The organism is Paraburkholderia panacisoli, from assembly GCF_008369935.1.
Classification (GTDB): Bacteria; Pseudomonadota; Gammaproteobacteria; order Burkholderiales; family Burkholderiaceae; genus Paraburkholderia; species Paraburkholderia panacisoli.
Map to the genome: position 1 here is coordinate 123207 of NZ_VTUZ01000016.1, position 24089 is coordinate 147295.

Annotated in this window: 21 protein-coding genes and 1 pseudogene; 8 read left to right on the forward strand and 14 right to left on the reverse strand. The window is 63.8% G+C overall.

The window, feature by feature from the left end:
• Positions 1-298: 298 nt before the first annotated feature.
• The 4 genes from FVF58_RS23775 to FVF58_RS23790 form a co-directional block, all read right to left on the reverse strand.
• Entirely contained in the window at positions 299-1066 is a 768-nt protein-coding gene (locus FVF58_RS23775) for a M23 family metallopeptidase (RefSeq protein WP_246217175.1), read from the reverse strand.
• A gap of 623 nt (positions 1067-1689) precedes the next feature.
• Positions 1690-1917, reverse strand: coding sequence for a hypothetical protein (locus FVF58_RS23780; protein WP_149672279.1), 228 nt, complete (start codon positions 1915-1917; stop codon positions 1690-1692).
• A 351-nt stretch (positions 1918-2268) separates the two neighbouring features.
• Positions 2269-2559 (reverse strand): hypothetical protein, encoded by a 291-nt coding sequence (locus tag FVF58_RS23785; RefSeq protein WP_149672280.1) that lies wholly within the window; start codon positions 2557-2559, stop codon positions 2269-2271.
• A 286-nt stretch (positions 2560-2845) separates the two neighbouring features.
• Positions 2846-3178: a DUF2322 family protein gene (locus FVF58_RS23790; RefSeq protein WP_149672281.1), complete on the reverse strand. Its 333-nt coding sequence runs from the start codon at positions 3176-3178 to the stop codon at positions 2846-2848.
• 122 nt (positions 3179-3300) lie between these two features.
• Between FVF58_RS23790 and FVF58_RS23795 the strand changes: the two are divergent.
• Positions 3301-3513 (forward strand): annotated as a pseudogene (locus FVF58_RS23795) (hypothetical protein); the annotation flags it as partial.
• A gap of 274 nt (positions 3514-3787) precedes the next feature.
• On the opposite strand, the gene FVF58_RS52945 reads toward FVF58_RS23795, so the two are convergent.
• The gene (locus tag FVF58_RS52945) at positions 3788-4003 is read right to left on the reverse strand and encodes a hypothetical protein (protein WP_246217176.1); all 216 of its coding nucleotides are present in this window, start codon (positions 4001-4003) and stop codon (positions 3788-3790) included.
• 75 nt (positions 4004-4078) lie between these two features.
• Between FVF58_RS52945 and FVF58_RS52950 the strand changes: the two genes are divergently transcribed.
• On the forward strand, positions 4079-4462 hold the full coding sequence (locus FVF58_RS52950) for a hypothetical protein (RefSeq protein WP_246217177.1): 384 nt from the start codon (positions 4079-4081) through the stop codon (positions 4460-4462).
• A 44-nt stretch (positions 4463-4506) separates the two neighbouring features.
• Here the strand turns inward: FVF58_RS52950 and FVF58_RS23805 are convergent, their stop codons facing one another.
• The 6 genes from FVF58_RS23805 to FVF58_RS23830 form a co-directional block, all read right to left on the reverse strand.
• The gene (locus FVF58_RS23805; RefSeq protein ID WP_149672283.1) at positions 4507-5421 is read right to left on the reverse strand and encodes a PhzF family phenazine biosynthesis protein; all 915 of its coding nucleotides are present in this window, start codon (positions 5419-5421) and stop codon (positions 4507-4509) included.
• 240 nt (positions 5422-5661) lie between these two features.
• Positions 5662-6513 carry a carbohydrate ABC transporter permease gene (locus tag FVF58_RS23810; protein ID WP_149672284.1) on the reverse strand — a complete coding sequence of 284 codons (852 nt, stop codon included), beginning with the start codon at positions 6511-6513 and terminating at the stop codon, positions 5662-5664.
• 11 nt (positions 6514-6524) lie between these two features.
• Positions 6525-7502, reverse strand: a complete 978-nt coding sequence (locus FVF58_RS23815) for a carbohydrate ABC transporter permease (protein WP_149672285.1) — start codon at positions 7500-7502, stop codon at positions 6525-6527.
• 263 nt (positions 7503-7765) lie between these two features.
• On the reverse strand, positions 7766-9022 hold the full coding sequence (locus tag FVF58_RS23820; RefSeq protein ID WP_149672286.1) for an ABC transporter substrate-binding protein: 1257 nt from the start codon (positions 9020-9022) through the stop codon (positions 7766-7768).
• A gap of 72 nt (positions 9023-9094) precedes the next feature.
• Positions 9095-11080, reverse strand: a complete 1986-nt coding sequence (locus tag FVF58_RS23825) for a beta-galactosidase (RefSeq protein WP_149672287.1) — start codon at positions 11078-11080, stop codon at positions 9095-9097.
• Positions 11081-11101: 21 nt separating this feature from the next.
• On the reverse strand, positions 11102-12256 hold the full coding sequence (locus tag FVF58_RS23830) for an ABC transporter ATP-binding protein (protein WP_149672288.1): 1155 nt from the start codon (positions 12254-12256) through the stop codon (positions 11102-11104).
• A 193-nt stretch (positions 12257-12449) separates the two neighbouring features.
• Between FVF58_RS23830 and FVF58_RS23835 the strand changes: the two genes are divergently transcribed.
• Complete coding sequence (locus FVF58_RS23835) at positions 12450-13484, forward strand: LacI family DNA-binding transcriptional regulator (protein ID WP_149672289.1); 1035 nt, start codon at positions 12450-12452, stop codon at positions 13482-13484.
• Between the two features lie 301 nt (positions 13485-13785).
• Here FVF58_RS23835 and FVF58_RS23840 read toward each other — a convergent pair whose 3' ends face one another.
• A complete protein-coding gene (locus FVF58_RS23840; protein WP_149672290.1) occupies positions 13786-14031 on the reverse strand; it encodes a hypothetical protein in 246 nt (81 codons plus the stop codon).
• Between FVF58_RS23840 and FVF58_RS23845 the strand changes: the two genes are divergently transcribed.
• The 4 genes from FVF58_RS23845 (at position 14014) to FVF58_RS23860 (ending at position 18281) form a co-directional block, all read left to right on the forward strand.
• A complete protein-coding gene (locus FVF58_RS23845; RefSeq protein ID WP_149672291.1) occupies positions 14014-15018 on the forward strand; it encodes a sugar ABC transporter substrate-binding protein in 1005 nt (334 codons plus the stop codon). The two genes, FVF58_RS23840 and FVF58_RS23845, sit on opposite strands and share 18 nt — an antisense overlap.
• Positions 15019-15105: 87 nt before the next feature.
• Positions 15106-16092, forward strand: a complete 987-nt coding sequence (locus FVF58_RS23850; protein ID WP_149672292.1) for an ABC transporter permease — start codon at positions 15106-15108, stop codon at positions 16090-16092.
• A gap of 130 nt (positions 16093-16222) precedes the next feature.
• Positions 16223-17020 (forward strand): ATP-binding cassette domain-containing protein, encoded by a 798-nt coding sequence (locus tag FVF58_RS23855; protein WP_149672293.1) that lies wholly within the window; start codon positions 16223-16225, stop codon positions 17018-17020.
• Between the two features lie 31 nt (positions 17021-17051).
• Positions 17052-18281 carry an ROK family transcriptional regulator gene (locus tag FVF58_RS23860; RefSeq protein WP_149672294.1) on the forward strand — a complete coding sequence of 410 codons (1230 nt, stop codon included), beginning with the start codon at positions 17052-17054 and terminating at the stop codon, positions 18279-18281.
• A gap of 56 nt (positions 18282-18337) precedes the next feature.
• On the opposite strand, the gene FVF58_RS23865 is transcribed toward FVF58_RS23860, so the two are convergent.
• Positions 18338-21418: a transglycosylase domain-containing protein gene (locus FVF58_RS23865; protein WP_149672295.1), complete on the reverse strand. Its 3081-nt coding sequence runs from the start codon at positions 21416-21418 to the stop codon at positions 18338-18340.
• Positions 21419-21611: 193 nt separating this feature from the next.
• Positions 21612-22595, reverse strand: coding sequence for a LysR family transcriptional regulator (locus tag FVF58_RS23870; RefSeq protein WP_149672296.1), 984 nt, complete (start codon positions 22593-22595; stop codon positions 21612-21614).
• Positions 22596-22740: 145 nt separating this feature from the next.
• Here FVF58_RS23870 and FVF58_RS23875 point away from each other — a divergent pair, with 145 nt between their 5' ends.
• Positions 22741-23673 (forward strand): dihydrodipicolinate synthase family protein, encoded by a 933-nt coding sequence (locus tag FVF58_RS23875; protein ID WP_149672297.1) that lies wholly within the window; start codon positions 22741-22743, stop codon positions 23671-23673.
• The last annotated feature ends 416 nt before the right edge of the window (positions 23674-24089 follow it).

A 24089-nucleotide genomic window follows, 5' to 3' on the forward strand; every position in this document is an offset into this window, starting at 1 on the left:
CGCCGTGGCAGCGCTTCCGCGCGAGCGACGGCCTGTCATCTCGCGGACGCTGGAAAACCCGTAGGCGGGTTGACTGGCAGAGCTTCGGCGAACGCTTCGGTCAGATATACCGCTGCCTGATCGATCGAAGCAGCAGTGCCGGGCGCGGTCCTATGTGTCGCAGAACTGAGACGGCGACGTGGGGCCTTTCCAACAACCTGCATGCAGGCAACGCAGGCCAGTTTCATCGCAAGCAGTTAGCGAACTGCAACCGCTCAGGCGCCCGCGAATAGCGTGCCTGGCAATGTCACGCGCCGGTTCACAACAGTGCCGACAACTGCGCCACGCGGGCCTTGAACTGCTGCATTTCGGCGGCCTGCAACGGCGTCTTCTGCGGCAACTCGACCGTCAGCGGATCATGCGGCGCGTGATGCACATGAACCTCGTAGTGCAAGTGCGGGCCGGTCGCCCAGCCGGTTTCGCCGACATAACCGATCACCTGATCCCGACTCACGCGGCTGCCACGGCGCAGCCCATTCGCGAAACGCGACAGATGGGCGAAGGTCGTCGAATACGGCGGCGGGTTCTGAATCACGATCACCTTCCCGTAGCCGGTCTGCCGGCCGATGAAGCGGACCACGCCGCGCGCCGTCGCATGCACGGGCGTGCCGATCGGCGCGGCAAGATCGACGCCGTCATGACTTTGCCAACGATGCAGGACGGGATCGAAACGACGTAACGAGAAGTCCGAGGACACCCGCGTAAAGTCCAACGGATAGCGTTCGAAAGAAGGGTTGGTACTCGCGCCGTCTTTCGAATAGTAGAAGGGCTTGCCCTGGAGATCCTTGTGCAGGTACACGTCGTGCGCGGTTGCGCCGCGAACGACGCGAACCGCCAGTGGTTCACGCGCGGCTTGGCTGTCGCTGCTTTCGTCGAATACCGCGCTCACGCGATCACCGGGCTGCAGATCGCGCGAGAGGCTTGGATCGCTGCGCAATGCGCGGGCCAGCATCGCCGTCGTTCCCGCGTCGACGCCCATGCTTTGCGCGGCGGCGGCAAAACTGTGCTCGATCGAGGCCTTCTTCACGGTGAACGCGGGGGGCTTTGTCGCCGGTGCACCCGACGCGCCAGGTGCAGCGTCGGCAGCCGAGGACGCGGCGGCTGGCGAAGCTGCGGCGGCGGGCCGGGAGGAATCTTTGCTTACCAGGGAGACGTCGGGTTCATCGGTACGCGCAGCACGCTCATGGCTCACGAGGTAAGCCGCGCACACGGAACTGATCGCACACACAAAAACGATTTTGCCGACGCGCCCGGGCAGGACGCGAGCTACGGAGAGAGGCATTGACTGGAACTAAGCGGTCGACCGTCACATGCGCCGACGACGCGCACGTACAGGTGGGTTCATTGAATCAGCGCCTGCGGGCACTGCGTAAGGCGCTGCTTAAAAGCTGCTGGCAAGCCTAGGGAGGCTTTCTTAAGTCAGACTTAAGCTGCCCCTAATAAGCGAGTGAGCGCTTGACGGAGTGCATGACGACGAGCTTGCGCGGGTGCGGGCCGCGCGCATCATTGTTGGCCGGCCTGCTTCTCATGTTCCCCGCCGCTTACGCGCCCTTTCCCTTCGCGCGCGAATCGCGAGTCAGCGCTGCTTCCAGCGGTTTCTTCTGGCGGTCGCTCTGATCACCGCTTGATGCTTCGTGTCGCCGTCTTCTGTCAAGACAACGAAGCCAGCATGTTCGACAGCCGTCTCATATGAGCCTTGAACGCGTCGCTCGCTTCGCGATCGGTTGTCGGGTTCAGATGCGACGTCTCGGCGAGTTCGGCCTGCTCGTGAAAATCGTTGGCGAGGGTGCGTTTGATGTCGGCGGGCAACGACCGCACGATGGAGACCAGCAAAGCCTCTTGGGCATGCATCATGCCGAGAATCGAATGAGTGTCCATGCGAAAACCTCCGGTGAAGGCATCGTCAGCGCAAGCCAGCGTGAGCGCTGGCGCACTTCATGTTACCCCGCCGGCTCGCGCGATGGCGGCGCGCATCGGATGGATTGGCTGGCGCGCGCAAGTGCTAACCCCCGGCCTGCGCGTGAACGCCGTTACTCCGCGATCGAATAGCGCGACGGACGGCTTTGCGGCGCTTTCGCCGGGCGCTCGACGCGCGGACTGGCGCCACGGATAAAAAGGATCACGCACAGGGCGACCATGGCCCAGATGCAGAGAATTATCGTCAAAGCGCTCATTTCGGTATTCGGGAAGGTCGAGATTGCGATTGATACGGTCGGGCCAGGCGGCCGCTCAGTGCGTCGTCGGTTGCCCGGAGTCGCCGAACAGAAGCTCGTCGATCATTTGCGTGGTCTGCGTCAGTTGCTTTTCGAGCGACGCGCGCGCCGCTTGCGCGCCAGCCATGTCGCTGCGCGCGACCGCTGCGTGCGTCTGCGTCGCGAGCTGCAACACCATTTCCGACGCGCGTTGCAGCTCGTGCATCGTGCCGGCGTCGGCGCCCGCCGACGGGCGGTTCCAGTCAGATGCGCCGATTTCCGGCAAGCTTGTTTCGAACTGGTGATCTTTGTCGTGGCGGGAAGACATCGCAGGCTCCTGGCGGGATTGGACGAGGTCAGTTTGCGCCGGACCCGCGATTTTCAATCTCTCGAACAGAAGCCGATTTTCAAGCCAATCCAAGGCGTTCTGGAAAACGTGGCTTTCTACTGAAGAATAGGCGGCCCGCCAGGGACCGCGAGCGGCTTGTGTCAACTCGCGGGTTCGCTGCGCGAGGGGCGCATTCGTCGCCCTCCAGCGGGAAAATCCGCCGAGGACGACGGCGCTCTCGACGTCAGTAAATAACGGCAACTAGCCCGACACGAAATGCCTCGCCTCAAGCAGCGGGGATCACGTCGACGCGCAATGCGTCGCCGCCGGCCGCGATCGCGAGCAGAAGGTCGACGTTCGGATGCGCGCCGGGACGGTTGCGCGCGTCGGCCGTGTGTTCGGCGAACAACGCAAGACCGTGTTCAGCGGCGATCGCGTCCAGCGAGCCGAATGTCTCGCGCAGATAGTTGTATACCGTGAGCGAGCCCTGCTTGCCCGGCTTGTTCTCGATGCTCGCGACCACGGCGCCCTTGCCATCCACCAGATCGATACGCGCGATGCCGTCGATGGCGGGCATCTGGGCGAGGTTCTCCTTGAACACGCTGCTCGGTTGAATCATTGAAAAACACTCCTTCCGTTCTAAAAAATTGCATGGCGGGCCGTATCTTATCCGATAGGGGTTTGCACGGCCGCGGCGGGGCGATCGGGTGATTACGGCGAGCACAGTGTGCCGGGCAGAACTTGCGCAACTGGCTTGGTCGACGCAACCTGACGTTCTCGTCCGCAACCGACCCGGCTATCGCCACGATGGGCGCACGTGACGCGCTGCTGTACACGCTCACCAATCACATCCGCAATGATTCTTCCGGCGGCTTTTCCGACGAAGCCGCGAAGACCCACACGACCTATTGCGACCAGGCCCGTTTCGATCGCTACAGTACGCTGCTGATCGGTGGCCTATTCGTTCATCTACAAGGCAGCCTATCGTTTCGACACATTCTGACGCTGACGTGAACTGAGCGTAGCAACTCGCGCCGGCCTTCTTCGGAGGGCCGGCGTTTGTACATGCATTGCGGCTCGAACGAAGGGAGGTAGCAGTCATACCAGTAGCAGAGGTTGCCTTGTTAGCCATGAATGTCATCGCAACAATGCTGATGCAGCTATCGACCCAGCCATCGACGCCACGCATCAAACCAGCATCGACACGATGAATCCGACTCAGACAACTTCATTGAGGTAACGCGCAATGCGCATTTCTTTTTTGCATACGATCGACGGGAACAGGCAGGTATTCGAACAGGCCGCCCGCGACCTTGGTTTGCATGCCGACGATCTTCGCCATGAAGTAAGGGCGGATTTGCGCGAGGCGGTTCAACAGGCGGGAACGTTTCCCATCGACTTGCGCAAAGAGACCAGCCGCTGCCTGCTGGAACTCGCGGCCCATGCCGATGCCGTCGTTTTGACTTGCGCTACGCTTGGCCCGGCTGTCGCGGAGATCGAAAATTCGCCCGCGCCGATCGTGAGAGCCGATGCCGCGTTGGCCGCTGCGTCAGCGAAAGCCGGCGGAACCATTGCCGTGTTGTGTGCCGCTGAATCCGCGATCGAGTCCACGCGCAAGCTGTTCACCGAGCACGCGCGCGAAAACAACGCATCCGTCGAAGTCGTCCATCTCGCGCACGCTTGGGCGCTGTTTCAGAGCGGTGATCTCGACGCATGCTTCACGGCGATCGCATCGTCGGCGGAGCAAGCGTATGACGCAGGCGCAACCGTCGTCGCGTTCGCTCATCCGTGGATGTCGCCTGCCGTGCAACTCGCCGGCAAACGCAGACGGCCGCTCGACAGCGCGCACGCCGCGCTACGCGCCGCGATGCAACAGTTCAACGAACGTTCGGCGGGCGACTGACTGGAACGCACATCGCGAAGTTGAAGCACCAGCCGGAACGGCGGTCAGTGCTCACCTGCGAGTTCGAACGAGCCTTCCATCACGCTGACGCATTTTCCGCCGACCCGAACCTCCGCCCGATCATCACGCGTATCGACCTTCACGGACAGGATGCTCGGGCGTCCCATATCCACGCCTTGCGCGACGCACAACGACAATTCCGACAGCCCGCGCACCTCGGCAATGAGGGCGGCCGTCGCGGCTGTCGCGCTGCCGGTGGCGGGGTCTTCGGTCATGCGCGGCGTGAACATACGCGCGTCGAGATCGCAGATCGTTCCGGACCTGGCCGGGCCGACCTCGCGCGTATAAGCGTAGATGGACACCGCGCCGTCGATAGGCAGCACACCTTTGTACGCGCCGAGATTCGGCATACACCGCCGCAACGCGTCGCGTGAAGCGAGTTCGACCACGAGAAACGGCAGGCCGACCGACGCAACCTGTGGTGCATGCGTGTTGACGAGAACATCGTCGGCTGTGAGCGATAGACAGGCCGCGACCCGCCCGGCGGAAACTTGCGACAATCGCGTCAACGGCTCCGGCGCGACGAGTTCGGCGCCGACCACGGTGTCGCCCTCTTTCAATTGCCTCACCGGAACGAGGCCCGCTATCTCCTCGAAGACGAGCAGGTCCGGCAACGGCTGCTGCCTCATCGCCGCCTTTTCTGCGAGCACGAATGCCGTGCCGATGTTCGGATGTCCCGCGAAAGGTATTTCGCGGCTCGGCGTGAAGATTCTCACCCATGCAGTGTGAGCGGGATTGCGCGGCGGCAGTACGAATGTCGTTTCGCTGTATCCGAACTCGCTCGCGATGGCCTGCATCTGGGCGCTCGACAAGCCTTGCGCATCGAGCACGATGGCGACCGGATTGCCGCTGAATTTCGTGTCCGTGAAGACATCGGCAGTGACGTAGCGGCGATTCATGGCATTCCTCGGCTGGGTAATGGCTTTCCAATGTTATGCCTATTTTCGCCATGAGTCGCCGATACGACAGATACAGTTTCATCCACCCGAACCGGGCCAACCCGGCCATTGTCCGCCTCATCGGGTTCGATGAGTCAGAAGAAAAAACATCGAAAAAAAAGCCCGCTTTCGCGGGCAACCCTTCTCCTGGCAACAGGCAACAGGCAACAGACAACAAAGCAACAGCTAACGCCTACACCCTCACCCCTTCGTCGCCCCAAACGTCAAGCCGGCGACAAAATGCTTCTGCATTGCAAAGAACATCGCAACCGACGGCAGCGCGGCCAGAATCGACCCCGCCGAAACGAGATTCCACGCCGTCGTCCACTGCCCTTTCAACGCGGCGACGCCTACCGTGATCGGCGCGGCATCATCGCCTTGCGTCAGACAGAGCGCCCAGAAATAGTCGTTCCACACGAACGTAAACACGAGAATGGCCAACGCCGCGAGCGCCGGACGAATCAACGGCAGCACGATCCTGAAGAACACCGTCCACTCGTTCGCACCTTCGATCCGCGCTGCCTCGACCAGTTCGAACGGCAACTGCTTGATGAAGTTGCGCAGAAACAGCGCGCAAAAACCCGTCTGAAACGACACATGAAACAGAATCAGCGCGCTTACCGTATTGAACAATCCGAGTTGCAAGGACAGATCACGCACCGGAATCATCAACACCTGCACCGGCACGAAATTCCCCGCGACGAACGTTGCGAACAACGTCGAATTGCCGCGAAACCGGTAGATCGCCAACGCGAATCCGGCCATCGCCGCCAGTGCAATCGAACCCACCACGGCAGGTACCGTGATCAGCACGCTGTTCCAGAAGTAATGCAGCATCGGCGACGTGGTCAACGCCTCGCGATAGTTGTCGAACATCGCGAAGTGCTTCGGCCAGCCCCAGTAATTGCCCTCGCTCAGTTCCTCGGTCGAGCGCACGGAGGTGACGAGCACCGCGATCATCGGCAGCAGCCAGATCAGCAGCGCGATGGGCAAGGTCAGTTTGTACGTCCGGCGCGCGGCCGGCTTCCATTTGTCGATCGGAATCGGAAACATGATCGGTTCCTTTATTGCTCGGTGCGCAGCATGCGCCGCAAGTGATAAATGATGTACACCAGCATGATGCCGAACAGCACGACCGCCACCGCCGCCGAATAGCCGATGCGGTAATACTTGATCGCCTGGTCGTACATGTAATACGCGAGTACGGTCGAACTTTCGAACGGGCCGCCGCCGGTCATCACCGAGATCAGATCGAAACTGCGCAACGCGCCGATGATGGTGACGACGATCGCCATGAACGTGGTCGGGCGCAGTTGCGGCAGGATCACGTGCCACAACATCGACCAGCCGTGCGCGCCTTCCATGCGCGCGGCCTCGATCTGCTCGCCGTTCAGCGCCGTCAGCCCGGTGAGGTACAGGATCATGCAGTACGCGGTTTGCGGCCAGAGCGCTGCGAATACGATCCCGAGCGTCGCGTAGCGCGGGTCGCCCAGCACCGGCACGCCGTGGCCGAGAATCAGCGCGAGCAGGCCGAAGGTGGGGTCGTAGAACCACGAGAAGATCAGGCCGACCACCACGCCCGACAACACGAACGGCGCGAAGAACAGCGACTTGACGATGCGGATTCCGGCCACCGCCTGGTTCAGATACAGCGCCACCGCGAGCCCCATCGGCGGAGCGAGCAGGAACAGCACCAGCCAGATCAGGTTGTTCCTGAGCGCCGTGTAGAACGTCGGCGTGTGAAACAGCTCGATGTAATTCGCGAGACCGATGAACGACGGCTCGGTCATGCCGTCCCAGTTGAAAAAGCTCAGGCGGATGGTCGACAGGATCGGCCACACGACGTAGATCGCGACCATCACACAGGCCGGCGCGAGAAACAGGAACGCGGCGCGCCGCTGCCGCCGCGCGGTCGGCGTGGGACGGCGCCGGCGCTGCGCCGCCGGCGGTCCGCCGCGCAGCGCGCCGCCCGATGCGGGCAGGCCAGCGCCGCCAGGCTCTGCGGGACCGCCGACAGTTTGACGGCTGACGGAATGCGACACTATCGTTCTCCTGTGTCGACCAGAGTTGGCGCTTTAGCGCCTTACTCTGGTCCCATGCAAAGCTGTCGATCAGAGTTGGCGCTTTAGCGCCTTACTCTGATCCCATGCAAAGCTGTCAATCAGAGTTGGTACTGAGCATGGGACCGGAGTAGGCGCTAAAAAGCACCAACTCCGGATCGACACGCTTTAGCGCCTTACTCCGGTCCCATGCAAAATAGTTGCCAATCCAATACAACGGATAGCGGCCTCACGGCCGCCACCGCTCACTTCTTGTAGATGCGCTTACGGGTCTGCTCGAGTTGCGCGAGCACGTCGTCAAGCTTGGTGGGATCGGAGACGAACTGCTGCATTCCCTTCATCCCTTCGTCGGCCATTTCCTTGGTCATATCGCGATCGTAGAACTGCGCGATGCCGCCCTTCGTGTTCGCCAGAATCTGGAAGCCGATCTTCGAGATCGGATCTTCAGGTTCGGGCGACTTGCTGTTCGCCGACAGCGAGCCGAGCCCGGTCGCGAGCTGCGCGCCGATCTCGGGCGTTTCGACGAACGCGAGGAACGCATGCGCATCCGCCTTGTTCTTCGCCTTCGACGGAATGTGCAGCGATTCGACCGGGCCGTCTTCCGCCGTCGGCACCTTCGAGTCGATCACCGGGAACTGGAAGTAGCCCATTTGCGGTTTCACGTTCGGCGGAAAGCCAGCGGTGATGAACGTGCCCATCAGCATCATCGCGGCCTTGCCCTGGAACAGGAACGGCTGCACCGCGTCCAGATCGTACGACAGCGAGTTGTCGATGAAATAACCGGCGTCGAGCAATTGCTTCCACGTCGTGTAGACCTTCTTCACGCGCGGATCGGTGTACGGAATCTCGCCCGCCATCAGCTTCTGATGGAACGCGTTGCCGTTCAGCCGCAGATCGAGATAGTCGAACCAGCCGGCGAGCGTCCACGCATCGCGCCCCGCGACGGCGATCGGCGTAATGCCGGCTGCCTTCAGCTTCTTGGCGGCGTCGAGAAACTCATCCCACGTTTTCGGCTCGCCCTTGATGCCGGCCTTCTCGAACAGATCCTTGCGATAGAACATGCCCCACGAGTAGTACACGGTCGGCGCGGCATACTGTTTGCCCTTATACGACGACGCTTCCTTGGTGGACGCATACATGTCGTTCCAGCCGTTCTTCGCCCAGTCGCCGCTCAGGTCCTCGAACAGGCCGCGCTGTGCATAATACGCCATGCGTTCGCCGTCGTGCCAGTTGACCACATCGGGCGCGACGGTGGAGAGCCAGCCGGGCAACTGCACCTTGTACGCTTCCTCGTCGATGAACGAGACCTTCACGTCGACACCGGGATGCGCCTTCTTGAACTCGTCGACCACCGACTGCCAGACCGCGCGCTGGCTTGCCCCCTTGTACGCGATGTTGATCGCGAGCGTGCCGGCCTGCGACGCCGTGCTCACGGCCGAGGTCCCCACAGCCGCCGCAGCCAGTGCGAGTGCCAACAGAATCTTGCGTGGTTTCAGTTGCATGTTGCCTGTCTCCTTTATCCCTTGATTTTGCGTCGTTGTCGTTACTGCGTGGAATCCTCTGCAGGCCGCGCGTCAGCGCGACCGGTACACGGCCACACCCTGCGGTGCGAGTGCGCGTGAACCTATCACGAATGCGTCGTCGGCGACATCGGTGAGCGTATGGGTATCGTCGCCGTAGTTGAACGCGTAGGTCAGCGCGCCGCGCCGGCTGATGCGCACGCTGTCGCCCAACTGCATGGTCGTGACGCCGGCCTCGCGCGCGATCCGCTCGAATAGTCGCACCGTGAGCGCGTCGTCGAACAGGCTCGCGAAGTAATGGAACGCGCCGCTGCGCACATACGCGGGGTGGCCGTCCGCGAAACGCGCGCGCACGTCGAGCGAGGCCGCCGCATCGCTGTCGATGAAATCGCGCCAGTGACGCGCGTGGCCGTCGTCGACGCTCGCCTCCTGGCTGTGCGCGAGACGCACGCCTTCGGTCACGTTCGGCCGCATCGATTCGACGCGCCAGATGCGCGCCGGCAGCACCGAGGCCAGCGCACCGGGCGGCAAATTCGTCGGAATGCGCACGTCGCGGGTCTTCGAACCGGTGCGCGGACCGAGCACGACCTGCGCACCCGAGCGCGCGAGGCGCACCGCGAAATCGTCCGGCACGACCGGCAACGGCGGCACGACGACCAGACTGTAGCCGTCCAGCGGCGCGTCCACCGGCACGATATCGACATCGAGTCCGAGCGCGCGCAACGCCGAGTAGTACTCGAACGCGAAACGCGGATAGTGAAAGTCCGCCCCTTGCGGATGGATCTCGAACAGCCACTTCGCCTCGTAGTCGTAGACGAGCGCGACTTTCGAACGGATCGCCGCGTTCGCGTCGCCATTCGACGCGAGCACCGTGCGAATCTCGTCGGCAACCTGGCCCGCCTCGTTGCCGCCGACATCGAGCCGGTTATCGGGCGTGTTCAGCCCCGCGTGCATCTGCTCCTGCGCGAACGGCGCCTGACGCCAGCGGAAGTACGACACGCAGCCCGCGCCGTGCGCGAACGCCTCCCAGCTCCACAGGCGCACCATGCCGGGCAGCGGCGCCGGATTCCACATTGCCCAGTTCACCGGACCGGGCTGCTGCTCCATCACCCAGAACGGCAGCTTCGACATGCCACGGTAGACATCGTGATTGAACGACGCGAAGTCGGGATGGCCGCTGCGCAGCCAGCGCGCCTTCACGTCCGGCGCGAACCATTGCTCTTCGAGCGCGCCGAGCGGATAGCTGTCCCAGCTCGCGACATCGAGATCGGCCGCGACCTTGTAGTGGTCGAACTCGGTGAACAGCTGCATGAAGTTGTGCGCAACCGGTCGCCCCGGCGAATGCGCGCGAATGATCTCGACCTGCATGCGGTTGTAGCGCGCCACTTCGTCGGACGCGAAACGCCGGTAGTCGAGACGGTGCGAAGGATGCGCTTCGGTCACGGTCGCCACCGGCGCGTCGATCTCGTCGAAGCTGCGGTACTCCATGCTCCAGAACACCGTGCCCCACGCGTCGTTCAATGCGTCGATCGTGGGATAGCGCGCCTTCAGCCACTCGCGAAAGCGCCCCACTGCCGCCGGCGAATAGCTGACCACCGTGTGATGGCAGCCGAATTCGTTATCGGTCTGCCAGTATGCGACCGCCGGATGCTGGCCGTAACGCTCGGCGACCGCCGTGCAGATGCGTTGCGACGCCTCGAAATACGACGGCGACGAGAAGTCGTAATGACGCCGCGAGCCGAACGCGCGCGGGCGGCCGTCCGCGCCGATCGGCAGGATGTCCGGATGACGGTCGATCAGCCACTTGGGCGGCGTCGCGGTCGGCGTGCACATGACGACCTTCAGGCCGGCTGCGCCCAGCACGTCGATCGCGCGATCGAGCCAGCCCCAGTCATATTCGCCAGGCGTCGGCTCGATGCGGCTCCACGCGAATTCGGCGATTCGCACCTGTTCGATGCCGAGTGCTTTCATCCGGCGAGCGTCGTCTTCCCACATCGACTCAGGCCAGTGTTCCGGGTAATAACAGACTCCAAGGCGCATCCCAAGGTCTCCTGATTTTCTTTACGCGTAGTGTTCGACGGATTCGAGCGAAGCGGCGGCAAAGCCGTCTTCGGTAAACAGATGGCAAGCGGGACGGGGCACGCGCAGGCTTGCGCGATCCCCGGGCGCGAGGCGCGTATCGCCCGGCGCTTTGGCGATCAGCACGGCGCCGCCGGGCTGATCGAGGTGAACATAGCTGTGTTCGCCGAGCTGTTCGACGAGCGACACGGTGCGCACGAGCACGCCGTCCGCGGGCAGGTCGGACGATGCGTCGACGAACTCCAGGTGTTCGGGACGCACGCCGAGCGTGACCGGCTGCGCGGCTTGCAGACGCTCGCCGCTCACCGGTACGTTCACGTTTTCCGCGGTGTGATCGAGCGTCACGACCACGCCTTGCGGATCGATTGACGCCACTTTCCCCGGCAGAAAATTCATCCGCGGCGAGCCGATGAACCCGGCGACGAAGCGGCTTCTCGGGCGGTGGTACAACTCCAGCGGCGCGCCGATCTGCGCGATGCTGCCGTAGCGTTCGGTGTCCTTGCCCGCGTGCAGCAGCACGATCTTGTCGGCGAGCGTCATCGCCTCGATCTGGTCGTGCGTCACATAGACCACGCTCGCTTTCGCGAACTGCCTGTGCAGCCGCGCGATCTCGACGCGGGTCTGCCCGCGCAGCGTGGCGTCGAGGTTGGACAGTGGTTCGTCGAACAGGAACACGCCCGGCTCGCGCACGATCGCCCGGCCAATCGCGACGCGCTGCCGCTGCCCGCCCGACAACGCCTTCGGCCGGCGCTCCAGCAGCGCCTCCAGTTGCAGGATGCGCGCGGCTTCGCGCACCTTGCGGTCGATTTCGTCCTTGGGGGTTTTGGCGAGCTTCAGGCCGAAGGCCATGTTCTCGAACACGGTCATATGCGGAAACAGCGCGTAGCTCTGGAACACCATCGCCACGCCACGCAGCGCGGCGGGCACGTCGTTGACGAGGCGCCCGCCGATCGACAGGTCGCCGTCGCTGACGTCTTCCAGGCCGGCGATCATTCGCAGCAAGGTGGACTTGCCGCAACCGGACGGCCCGAGAAACACGCAGAACTCGTTCTCCGCGATCTCCAGATCGACGTCGCGGATCACGGGCGCGCCATCGCCGTACGCCTTCTGCACGCCTCTTAACGAAATGCTCGCCATTGCATCGACTCCGTGATTTAATCAGCTCGAAGTCGGAGATTAAGCGCTTAATCAGCGAGGCCGAAAAAAGCGATCGCAGGTGCGATCGTTGGGCCTTGCCTGTCTCCGATGTCGTTTGTCTGTGCGACAGATGGTGCCGCGCCTTGGACGGCGACGCAAATGTCGGGCAGTCATCCCAAATACTGAAAACATCATGCCCACACTCAGCGAAGTCGCGCGTCACGCGGGCGTCACCCCCGCGACGGTATCCAACGTGCTGCGCAATCGCGGCCGCGTCGGCGCGACGACCCGGCAGCGCGTGCTCGACGCCGTGGAGGCGCTCGGCTATCGCCCGCATCTGGCCGCGCGCGCGCTCGCCGAGGGCCGCGCGCCGACCTTGGCGTTGATGGTGTCTAGCATCGCCAATCCGTTCTATCCGGAGTTCGCGCTCGCCGTCGAACGCGCGGCGCGCACGAGCGGCCACTTCGTGATCATCTGCAATACGAACGAAGATCCGCTGACCGGCCGGGCATATCTCGACCAGATCGCCGGCACGCTTTCGGAGGGCGTGCTCGTGACGAACGCGAACCTCGACTTCGCCGACCTTCACACAACCGAAGCGCGTGGCACGCCGGTGGTGCTGTGCATGTGGGAGCGGCCGCACGAGCCGCCGGGACTGCCGTGCGTCGCCGTCGATTTTCGCCGCGCGGGCGAGTTGGCCGGCGAGCATCTGCTGGATCTCGGGCATCGGCGGATCGGCGCGATCGTCGGCAGCAAGGCCTCGGGGATTCACGCGGCGCGCTACGAAGGTTTCGTCGATGCGCTGCGCGCGGCGGGCGCACCGAAAAACCGCGTCCGACACGCAGCCGATACGATCCACGGCGGCTACGTCGCGGCACGCGCGCTGCTCGAAGCCGATCCGAAGCTCACCGCAATCTTCGCGACCAACGACCTGCCTGCGCTCGGCGCGATGCACGCGGCCGCCGATCTCGGCCTGGGCGTGCCCGGCGACCTCTCGGTGATCGGCATCACCGACATTCAGCTTGCGCGCGATTCGCGGCCCGCATTGACGACGGTGGCGGTGCCGACGGTCGAAGCCGCGGGACTCGCGGTGTCGCTGTTGCGCGAGCTGATCGAGTCGTCGTATGGCCAGGCGGGTCGCGGCGCGGCCAGCGTGCCGATGCGGATTTCGTCCGCGCCCGAACTCGTCGTGCGGGCTTCGACCGGCGCGCCGCGTGCATGGCCTTAGCCCCGGCGTGCACGCGACGTAGCGAAGCGTTCGGGCGCGGCTGATTCCGACCGTCCTCTAGCCCGCAAAAACCTGCGGCAAGCCGCTGAATTCGCAGCGCTCGGCATCCGCACACGGTAGCGACGGTTTTTTGCCGCCGACGCGTGAGTGAACCTCTCGACGCACGCCATTTGCGGCCCAATACGCATCGTTCAGTCTCCAAACGCCTTTCGTACGAGCCAGGACTTTCCCGAAGCCCGGCTCTTCCACCTTGCATCGCACCACCGCGTCCACGTCTCGCCACGAAAGGCTCGCGGCCTTTTCACAGGTTGCGCGCGTCGACTTCCGTCCAAAACTCTGCCTTGACGCGGGTCGCCTCACTGCTGTAGTAAATCAACCAAAATGATTTAGCCGACCAGTTGCGAAGAACCGCGCTGCTAGCCGCCGTCGCTTCGGAGCACACAGAAACCAGCTTGCGAACGCGCAGCGTTCGCGCCGCAAGCGCCATGCAGTCCACAACGTCGTTGCGAACAACCGGAGGAGCATCCCCATGAATCTGAATTCCCACAGGCATCCTGTCGCCAGGAAAATCGTGTCGATGTGCGTCGCGGCATCGGCGGTGTGGTGCGCGAGCGCGAGCCAGGCGGCCGATCAGCCGGTCGTCGGCCTCATCACCAAGACCGACACCAACCCGTTCTTCGTGAAGATGAAACAGGGCGCCGAGGCGGCCGCGTCGAAAGACGGCGCGAAGCTGATCACCGCCGCCGGCAAGTTCGACGGCGACAACGCGAGCCAGGTCACCGCGATCGAAAACATGATGACGGCCGGCGCGAAAGCGATTCTGATCACGCCGAGCGACACCAAGGCCATCGTGCCGAGCATCAAGAAAGCCCGCGCCGCCGGCGTGATGGTCGTCGCGCTCGACACGCCGACCGACCCGCAGGACGCCACCGACGCCCTCTTTGCCACCGACAACTTCAAAGCCGGCGTGCTGATCGGCAAATACGCGAAGGCCGCGCTGAACGGCAAGCCCGCGAAGATCGCCACGCTCGATCTCGCGCCCGGCGTGTCGGTCGGCGTGCTGCGTCACAACGGCTTCCTCGAAGGCTTCGGCATCAAGGAAGGCGATGCGTCGGTGGTGTGCAGCCAGGACACCCGCGGCGATCAGGCGAAGGGCCAGACGGCGATGGAAAACTGCCTGCAGAAGTCGCCCGACATCAACGTCGTCTACACGATCAACGAACCGGCCGCGGCGGGCGCGTACCGCGCGCTGAAGGCGGCTGGCAAGGACAAGAGCGTGATGATCGTGTCGATCGACGGCGGCTGCGAAGGCGTGCGCAACGTGAAGGCCGGCGCGATCGCCGCGACCTCACAGCAGTATCCGCTGAAGATGGCCTCGCTCGGCGTAGCCGCAGGCGTCGATTACGCGAAGACCGGCAAGAAGGTCTCCGGCTATCAGGACACGGGCGTGACGCTGATCACCGACAAGACGATGCCCGGCATCGACAGCAAGGACACCAAGTACGGCCTCGACAACTGTTGGGGCAACAAGTAACGCACTGCTAGCGGCCCGCCGCAACGGGCCGCCATCTGATTTGCCGCGTGGCCTCGCCGCCACGCTTATGTAGCGAGGACATCCATCATGTCGACACCTTCCGCGCCCGCCGGCCATTCACGCTCCTTTACCGACCGTTTGCCGTCGCTCGCCGAGGTCGGGCCGCTGATTGCGCTGGTGCTGGCGTGCGGCTTCTTCATCTCGCAGAGCAGCCGCTTCCTGTCGTTCCAGAATCTCTCGCTGATCCTGCAGCAGACCATGGTGGTCGCGGTCATCGCGATCGGCCAGACGCTGATCGTGCTGACCGGCGGCATCGACCTGTCGTGCGGGATGGTGATGGCGTTCGGCTCGATCATCATGACCAAGTTCGCGGTCACGCTAGGCGTGCCGCCGATCCTCGCGATTCTGTGCGGGATCGCCGCGAGCACGCTGTTCGGCGCGCTCAACGGCGTGCTGATCACGCGTATCAAACTGCCCGCGTTCATCGTCACACTGGGCACGCTGAATATCGCGTTCGCGCTCACGCAGATCTACTCGAATGCGGAGAGCGTGTCGAACCTGCCGGACGCGATCATGTTCTTCGGCAACACGTTCAAGCTCGGGCCGGCAGATGTCACCTACGGCACGGTCCTGACCTTGCTGATGTATCTGGCCACCTGGTTCGTGCTGCGCGACACGGTGCCAGGCCGGCATCTGTACGCGCTCGGCAACAACGCCGAGGCCGCGCGGCTGATGGGTCTGTCGTCGCAGAAGATTCTGCTCACCGTGTACTCGCTGGCCGGCGCGATCTATGGCATTGCCGCGCTGCTGTCGGTGTCGCGCACCGGCGTGGGCGATCCGCAGGCGGGTCAAACCGAAAATCTCGACAGCATTACCGCGGTCGTGCTCGGCGGCACGAGCCTGTTCGGCGGACGCGGCTCGATTGTCGGCACGCTGCTCGGCGCGTTGATCGTCGGCGTGTTCCGCAACGGCTTGACGCTAATCGGTGTTTCTTCGGTCTACCAGGTATTGATCACCGGCATGCTGGTGATTCTCGCGGTAGCCGCGGACAAACTTTCCCATCGTCGCGGTTGAGTACCACCGCAATTGTCTTGCATGGGGCCAGAGTAAGTGCTGAAGCACTAACTCTGGCCGACCGCAATTGTCTTGCATGGGGCCAGAGTAAGTGCTGAAGCACTAACTCTGGCCGACACAGGAGCACGTGATGTCGACCACTACTTCCGGTTCCGCCGCAATGCCCGTTCTGCAGGCGCGTGGACTCATCAAACGCTATGGCAATGTGACCGCACTCGACGGTTGCGATTTCGAAGTGCTGCCCGGAGAGATTCTCGCGGTGATCGGCGACAACGGCGCGGGTAAATCGTCGTTGATCAAGGCGCTGTCCGGCGCGACGGTGCCGGATGAAGGCGAGATCCTGCTCGACGGCAAGCCGGTCAAGTTCCGCAGTCCGCTCGATGCGCGCGCGCAAGGCATCGAGACCGTCTACCAGGAACTCGCGGTCGCGCCGGCGATGAGCATCGCCGAGAATCTGTTCCTCGCCCGCGAACTGCTCAAGCCCGGCTGGCGCGGCTCGCTCTTCAAGATGATCGACAAGCGCCGCATGCTCGAAGAGGCAACCGCGCATATGAAGGACCTGCAGATCGGCATCCGCTCGATGCGCCAGGCGGTCGAAACGCTCTCGGGCGGCCAGCGCCAGGGCGTCGCGGTGGCGCGCAGCGCGGCCTTCGCGCGGCACGTGGTGATTCTCGACGAACCGACCGCCGCGCTCGGCGTGAAGGAAGGCAACATGGTGCTCGAACTGATCCGGCGCGTGCGCGATCGCGGCCTGCCGGTGATTCTCATCAGCCACAACATGCCGCACGTGTTCGAGGTCGCTGACCGCATCCATATCCAGCGGCTCGGGCGGCGCGCCGCGCTCGTCAACAGGAGCGACGTGCACATGTCGGAAGCGGTCGCGATCATGACCGGCGCGAAGGAAGCTGACGTCAAGGCGATTGCATGACGCGGGCTTCCTGCTGAGCGGGCACGCGACCATGGACACCACCGGCGCCCGCTCCCCTCTCAAACGCACGGTCGGCTCGAATCAGGTCGGCATGCGGCAATTCAACGAGCGCATCGTGCTGCAGGCGATCCGCTTGCACGGGCCGCTGCCGAAGGCCGACGTGGGCCGCCTCACGCGTCTGTCGATGCAGACGGTGTCGATGATCGTCGACCGCCTGATCGACGACGGCCTGCTCGAAAAGCAGGCGCGCGTGCGCGGCAGGATCGGCCAGCCGTCGGTGCCGATCGCGTTGCACGCGGACGGCGCGTACACCATCGGCATCAAGGTGGGACGCCGCAGTCTCGACGTGCTGGCGATGGACTTCTCCGGCCGCGTGGTGTGCCGCGATGTGTTCGAGTACGCGTATCCCGATCCGCGCACGCTGTTCCCCGCGCTCGAAAGCAAACTGGCGCGCGTGAATCAGACGCTCGGCGCGAAGGCCGGCAAGGTCGTCGGCATGGGCGTCGCGGCGCCGCTGTGGCTCGGCGGCTGGCGCGACTTTCTCGGCGCGCCGCCCGACGCGCTGGAGGCGTGGCACGAGATCGACTTGCGCACCCGCATCGCGACGATGACGGGCCTGCCCGTGGAGTTCGCCAAGGACACCACCGCCGCGTGTGCCGCCGAACTCGTGATGGGCCAGGGCCGCGGCATTCACAACTTCCTGTATCTGTTCGTCGGCACGTTCATCGGTGGAGGCCTCGTGATCGACGGCCGCTTGCACGGCGGACCGCACGACAACGCGGGCGCGGTCGGCTCGATTCCGCTGCGCGACGGCAGCGCGCGCAAACCCGCGCGGCAACTGCTGCACGCGGCATCGGGCTTCGTGCTCGAAAAGCTCTTCAGCGATGCGGGCGCGCCGGCCGCCGCCGCGCACGATCATCGTGCGCTGTCACCGGAGTTGTGGCGGCATACGGAGCAATGGCTCGATAGCGCGTGTCCCGCGATCGCCAACGCGCTGACCAACGCGGCCGCGTTGCTCGACCTCGAAGCAATCGTGATCGACGGCGAACTCGACCGGCAACTGCTGCGCGAAATCATTCGACGCACCGAGCGCGTGCTCGATCGCTTCGAATGGGAAGGGATGGTGCGTCCGCAATTGCTCGAAGGCGCGATCGGCGCCGATGCGCGCGCGATGGGCGGCGCGATTCTGCCGCTCTACGCACATTTCGCGCCGGTGCATGAGTTGTTTCTCAAGCCGGCGGCGTCGGACGCGCAGTATTGAGCGCGGATTGGGCAGTTAACGTCCGCGCTTTTTATTACGCCTCGCCGCTCACGCGCTCACTGCGCGGAAACCTTGGTGACCGTCGCCTTCTTCGCAGCCGGATTATCCAGCAACGGCTGCAAGGCCGGCGCCAGCGACTTCAGCAACTGCACCGACAGCGCGCTCGTGAACTCGTAACGCGCCGCGTACGGTTCATGCACCCACGCGGTCAAGGTGCCGTAGAAACGGTCGCCCATCGCGAACACGAAGGTGGCGCTGCGGTTCACCTTGCGCGACTCGATCAGCCGGGCGCCTTTGGCGAACACATTGAAGCGCTGGTCGCCGGTGCCCGTCTTGCCATACACCGCAAGCGTCTGGCCGTTGGGGAACGTCATGCCTTGTGCGAGCCGCCTCGCCGTGCCGCCCGTCACGACATCGCGCAGCAGCGTTCTCACCACGCCCGCGATTTCCGGCGACAACTGCTGCTGCGGCGCGATCGCCGCGCGCTGGAAGTGCGTTTCGTACGGCGTGTCCTTCGCGAAGTCGAGTTGCGTAAGGCTTTCGGTCGGCACCTTGTTGCCGTCGTTGGCGATCACGCCGATCAGTTGCGCAAGCGCGGCGGGCCGGTCGCCCGATGCGCCGATCGCCGCCGCATACGAAGGCGTGAGCGTCCCGAACGGATAGCCGAGCGCCTGCCACGATTTGCCGATCGCGTCGTACGCCCGCAATTCGACCATGCGTTTGATGCGGCGATCCTGCGTCGCGTGATAGCGCGTCTTGAAGAGCCACGAATACGTCGACAGACGCACGTCGCGGCTCGCGTTCTGAATCTGGTCGAGCGTGGTGGCCGGGTGCGCGCGCAGATAGTTGAGCGTCCACAGTTCGAGCGGATGCACGCTCGCGATGTAGCCACGGTCGTTCAGATTGAAGCGGTCGATCGCATATTTGGCGTACAGGTTCGCGAGGTCTTCATCGTCGAGCATCGACGCGGCCGGCGTGTTCTTCAACGCCGCGCGCATCTTCTCGTTGAACCAAGCATTCGACTCGTCCGGCGCGACGCTGCGCAACACGGTCGCCAATTTGGGCGGCGACTTGCGCACACCGAGCAGCAAGAGCGCCAGGGCCTGATCGGGCGCCTTGCCGTGATACTTCGTGTAGAAGCGCTTCATGTACACGCGGCTTTCCTGATCGGCGAAACGCGTCAGATACATTTTACGGACCGCCGGATCGCCGAGCCATTGCTCCGATGGTCCGGTCGTTTGGACCATCTCGTAGTGGACGATGTCGCGCATCAGCCGCACGAACACCAGGTTCACCGAATGCTGGAAGGCGCGATGAACGGTCAGGATGCGGCTGTTGTCGTCGGACTCGAAGTTGTTGAAGGTCTGCGCGCCGCCGCCCGTATAGAACGTCTCACCGGGGCTCGCCGAGTATTTGCGTTCGACGGCCGCGTCGAGCATCGCTTGCAGCGAGCGGTCCGAGGTGTGCGAGAGATAGTCGAGCGCCCAGCGCGTCAAGTGATCGTTCGGGTCGGGCTTTACGGCTTTCAGCTCCGCTGTGCTCAGCGATGCATAACGCTGGTGCAGATCGGACACGATCTGCAAATACGTGACTACGGTACGCAGTTTCGCGGTCGAACCGAGATTCAGACGCGCGCCGGAATTGATGTCGAACGGCTGGTTGACGCTGTCCGTTTGCACCCGCACGAGGTTCGCGCCGTCACGCCGTTCGAACAGCGTGAAGCTGTACGCGATTCTCGACGGATCGTCTGACGGGCGCAGCATTTCGAAACCGACGAGGCCCGCGGCTTTCGCGCCGTCGCGCGTCGCGGCAGCCGCGAGCCGTTCGCTGACGGCCTGCTGCACCGCGTTGTTGAGCGTGCCCGTGGCCTGCAGATCGAGTCGATCGAGTTCATAGAAACTCGGAATGCCGAGCGCGGCCAGCAGATGCGAGCGCATCGACGTGACGGCCTTGCGCGACACGAACGAATCGATACTCGGCGTTCCGGCGGGCGCGCGGTGCAGTTCGACATGCGCGGCCAGTGCCGCGTCGCGCAGGGGAATCGAAACAACGCCGCCCGTCGCCAGCAATCGCAGATAACTGTCGGTCAGCCGTTCGAGTTCGGCATAGCCGTGATGCAGGAAATACGACGGCGCGCGTTGCGCGATCATCAGCGACAGCACTTCGCGGAACGCCTTGCCCTGCTCGTCCAGGTTCTGTTCGGTCGACGGCGCTCTCAGCACGCGGTTGATGTCGCCGAAATCGCGTCCGTACCACGCGGCGAGACCGTCGCCGATCCCGTTGATCTCGCCGATCCCCGGTTGCGCGGCGAGCGGCACCGAGTTCAGATAGCGCACGACGATCTGCTGACGCGCGATCAACGTCTGCGGCCCGTTCAGATACGCGCGCACCGAAGCGGATGCGATCTGCCGCAATTTCTCCGGCGGGGTCGCCGTGCGGCCGCCGGCGGAGTGGCGGAATTTTTCGATCTGCGTGGCGAGCGTGCTGCCGCCTGGCGTCGCCTGATGATGGTTGAAGATGCGCGCGCCCTGGTCGGCGAGCGCGCGGCTGAAGCGGCCCCAGTCGATCGCCGGATTGCGGTTCGGCTGGCTCGGATCGAGCAGATAGCGGTCTTCGATGAACAGCAGCGAGTTCACGACCAGCGGCGGAATCGCGTCGAAGCTGTCATACACGCGGCCCGGATACTGTGCGCTGAATAGCGGCGCGCCGGTGCCGTCGAAAAGTTGCAGGCCGGCGGTGTCTTTTTCCGCGTAGGGCAGGAAAAGCCCGTTATCGGCCAACGACAACATCCGCTCGGAATCGCGCGCCTGTGAGCTGATTTCAAAGCCGCGTTGCAGCAAACGCTGCTGGATTGCAGGCAGCAATGCGTAGCCGAAGCGGCTGTCGTAAGGGCCTTTGTCGGCCTGAGGAAAACGGATCGAATGACTGGGACCGGCGTCGACGGAAAAACCCACGTCGCGGGTCAGTTCGGAAAGGTAGCGCGCCTGCAATCGTGACGTTTCGATCTCGACCTGGACGAGGCGCGCCAGCAGAGCCAGCCCGAGCAGCAACGCTGCCGCCAGCCCCCATTTGAGCCACCTCCAGACAGGCGTTGTGCCGGTCGCGCGAAGCGGAAACCGAAGCAGTGGCCGATTCATGGCTGCTCTCCCCGAGCGTTACCAGGTTCCCGGACCTGGCTCACTTTGAAGGAGTGTAGCGCGGAAACGCGCCGCCGCCATGGGTTCGAATTAACCCACAGTGTCGCGCCTACAACACCTCTTCATGTCACATGGCAAAACGCGAACTACCGTGAGATATTCGGGATCTTTCAGGATCGACAAAACCGCCGCTTCAGGCGGTTTTGCGCTTATGCGGCGTGGGTTTTTGCGCTTGCGCGGGCAGCTGCTGCGCCACCTGCCCTTGCAACAACTCGATGAACTGCGTGGCCGGCGGCGACAGCACGCCGCCTTTGCGCGTTACGACGCCGAAAGTCTGTGAAGGCGACTTCAGCGTGACCGGCACCATGCGCAGCATCTTCTGCCGCACGAACATCGCGGCGATCGCGCTCGGCAACAGCGAAACCAGTTCGGGGCTGCTTTGCAGCAGCGCGACCGTGACGAACGTGGAGGCCGTCGAAATCGGATTGTCCGGCATATCGAGTCCGGCCAGATCCATCTCGCGTTCGAGCAGTGTGTGCAGCGGCATGTGCGACGGATACATCACCCAACGGTGACCCGCCAGATCGCGCAGTTGCACCTGCTTCTTCGGCAACGGCGGATGACCGTAGCCCACGACCACCGACAACGGCTCGTCGCCAAGCGGGCGATATTGATACTTCGACGGATCGGCCGCCACCGCCGCGCGCCCGATTACCAGATCGAGCCGGCCGTCGTCGAGTTGCGGCAGCATGCGCGCACTGGTGTCTTCCACTACCTCGATCGACAGGTTCGGTTGCCCCGCATGCAGGCGGTTCAGCGCCGGCACCACGCACTCGGGAATCGCACCCATGATCGCCCCGATCGCGAGCCGCCCGCCGCGTCCCGAGCGTATTTCGGCGACGTCCTGGCACAGCGCGGTGAGATCCGTGGCGACGAGGCGCGCGTAGCGGATCACGCAGTGGCCGAGCTGGTTCGGGATCATGCCGGTCTTCGAACGCTCGAACAGCGGCGCGTCGAACATCGATTCCAGTTCCTGCAGCGCCTTGCTGGCCGCCGATTGTGTCATCGACATCGCGCCGGCGGCTTTGTGCAGCGACTTCAGGTCATCGAGCGCGATCAGCAATTGCAGCTGCTTCATGCGGAGTTTCGACAGCAGCACGTTCAGGGTGTCTTTCATTGGCGCGCAGGTGCGTGGGTGGTGAGTCGCAAAAGCGATCACAAGATGGAAACAATTCAATATACCTGCGGTACGCGCCGCCGTATAGTCGGCGCTGGAGACATTCAAACACCTTCGCGATTCCCTCACCGACAACGACATCACCATGACCCAGGCATCCCATTCTGCCGCGTTGCGCGGCGTGTTCCCCGTCGCGCCGACCATCTTCGACGAAGCCGGCCGGCTCGATCTGGAGGGCCAGAAACGCTGCATCGACTTCATGATCGATGCGGGTTCGAACGGCCTGTGCATTCTGGCGAACTTCTCCGAGCAGTTCGCCCTTTCCGACGACGAGCGCAACACGCTGATGCACGTCGTGCTCGACCACGTGGCGGGCCGCGTGCCGGTGATCGTCACGACCACGCATTTCAGCTCGTACCAGTGCGCCGAACGCAGCCGCAACGCACAGGCCGCGGGCGCCGCGATGGTGATGGTCATGCCGCCGTACCATGGCGCGACGATCCGCGTGGGCGAGCGCGGCATCTACGAGTTCTATCGTACGGTGTCCGACGCAATCCAGATTCCGGTCATGATCCAGGACGCGCCAGTCAGCGGAACCGCGCTGTCCGCTGCGTTTCTTGCCCGCATGGCGCGCGAGATCGAGAACGTGTCGTACTTCAAGATCGAAGTGCCGCAAGCGGCGAACAAGCTGCGTGAGCTGATCGAACTGGGCGGCGACGCGGTGGTGGGTCCGTGGGACGGCGAAGAAGCCATCACGCTGATGGCCGATCTCGACGCGGGCGCAACCGGCTCGATGACCGGCGGCGGCTACGCGGACGGCATCCGTCTGATCATCGACGCATATGCGGCAGGCGATACGGAAGCGGCCGCCGCGCACTACCAGCAATGGCTGCCGCTGATCAACTACGAGAACCGTCAGGGCGGCCTCGCATCGTGCAAAGCGCTGATGAAGGAAGGCGGCGTGATTCGCTCGGACGCGGTGCGTCATCCGTTGCCGGCGATGCACCCGGCCACGCGCGAAGGCTTGCTGAAGGTCGCACGGCGGCTCGATCCGCTGGTGTTGCGCTGGGGCCGCTGAAGCTCGTCGTTCGACGCCCGCGCTCGCGCATATCCGCTTGAAGCGCGGGCGGCAAAACCCATTCCGGTCCCCACGCTTGCCGATCAGTCGGCATGCGTCAGGACCTGCACAGGAATGAGCCCTGCTGCGGCGAACAACCTCAAACGCACCCGCGCTGCTTTATTCTTCGCGCCACGCGTGGCTCCGTTGCCGGCCGACGATTCAGGTTCGCACAACAGCACTGCCCTCACTGCACAAGGACCGGGTGTCCCTGCCGCCTGGCTGCACCGCGCCGGTCAGTTCGCGTTCCCGCAAGAGCGCATACATCGACCCATGTGCAATCGCACAGCATCACTCACGTCACACGTAGGATGCGGGCCTCTGCTGCCCCATACGCGTCGAATCGTCGAACGGATGCCGACCACGAAAAAACCGCC

Coding starts and splice junctions, on each gene's coding strand:
- FVF58_RS23780 (WP_149672279.1), bottom strand. CDS start 1,917: ATGGACACTCATTCGATTCTCGGCATGATGCATGCCCAAGAGGCTTTG.
- FVF58_RS23785 (WP_149672280.1), bottom strand. CDS start 2,559: ATGTCTTCCCGCCACGACAAAGATCACCAGTTCGAAACAAGCTTGCCG.
- FVF58_RS23790 (WP_149672281.1), bottom strand. CDS start 3,178: ATGATTCAACCGAGCAGCGTGTTCAAGGAGAACCTCGCCCAGATGCCC.
- FVF58_RS52945 (WP_246217176.1), bottom strand. CDS start 4,003: ATGGGCCGCGAGTTCCAGCAGGCAGCGGCTGGTCTCTTTGCGCAAGTC.
- FVF58_RS23805 (WP_149672283.1), bottom strand. CDS start 5,421: ATGAATCGCCGCTACGTCACTGCCGATGTCTTCACGGACACGAAATTC.
- FVF58_RS23810 (WP_149672284.1), bottom strand. CDS start 6,513: ATGTTTCCGATTCCGATCGACAAATGGAAGCCGGCCGCGCGCCGGACG.
- FVF58_RS23820 (WP_149672286.1), bottom strand. CDS start 9,022: ATGCAACTGAAACCACGCAAGATTCTGTTGGCACTCGCACTGGCTGCG.
- FVF58_RS23825 (WP_149672287.1), bottom strand. CDS start 11,080: ATGCGCCTTGGAGTCTGTTATTACCCGGAACACTGGCCTGAGTCGATG.
- FVF58_RS23830 (WP_149672288.1), bottom strand. CDS start 12,256: ATGGCGAGCATTTCGTTAAGAGGCGTGCAGAAGGCGTACGGCGATGGC.
- FVF58_RS23835 (WP_149672289.1), top strand. CDS start 12,450: ATGCCCACACTCAGCGAAGTCGCGCGTCACGCGGGCGTCACCCCCGCG.
- FVF58_RS23845 (WP_149672291.1), top strand. CDS start 14,014: ATGAATCTGAATTCCCACAGGCATCCTGTCGCCAGGAAAATCGTGTCG.
- FVF58_RS23850 (WP_149672292.1), top strand. CDS start 15,106: ATGTCGACACCTTCCGCGCCCGCCGGCCATTCACGCTCCTTTACCGAC.
- FVF58_RS23855 (WP_149672293.1), top strand. CDS start 16,223: ATGTCGACCACTACTTCCGGTTCCGCCGCAATGCCCGTTCTGCAGGCG.
- FVF58_RS23860 (WP_149672294.1), top strand. CDS start 17,052: ATGGACACCACCGGCGCCCGCTCCCCTCTCAAACGCACGGTCGGCTCG.
- FVF58_RS23865 (WP_149672295.1), bottom strand. CDS start 21,418: ATGAATCGGCCACTGCTTCGGTTTCCGCTTCGCGCGACCGGCACAACG.
- FVF58_RS23870 (WP_149672296.1), bottom strand. CDS start 22,595: ATGAAAGACACCCTGAACGTGCTGCTGTCGAAACTCCGCATGAAGCAG.
- FVF58_RS23875 (WP_149672297.1), top strand. CDS start 22,741: ATGACCCAGGCATCCCATTCTGCCGCGTTGCGCGGCGTGTTCCCCGTC.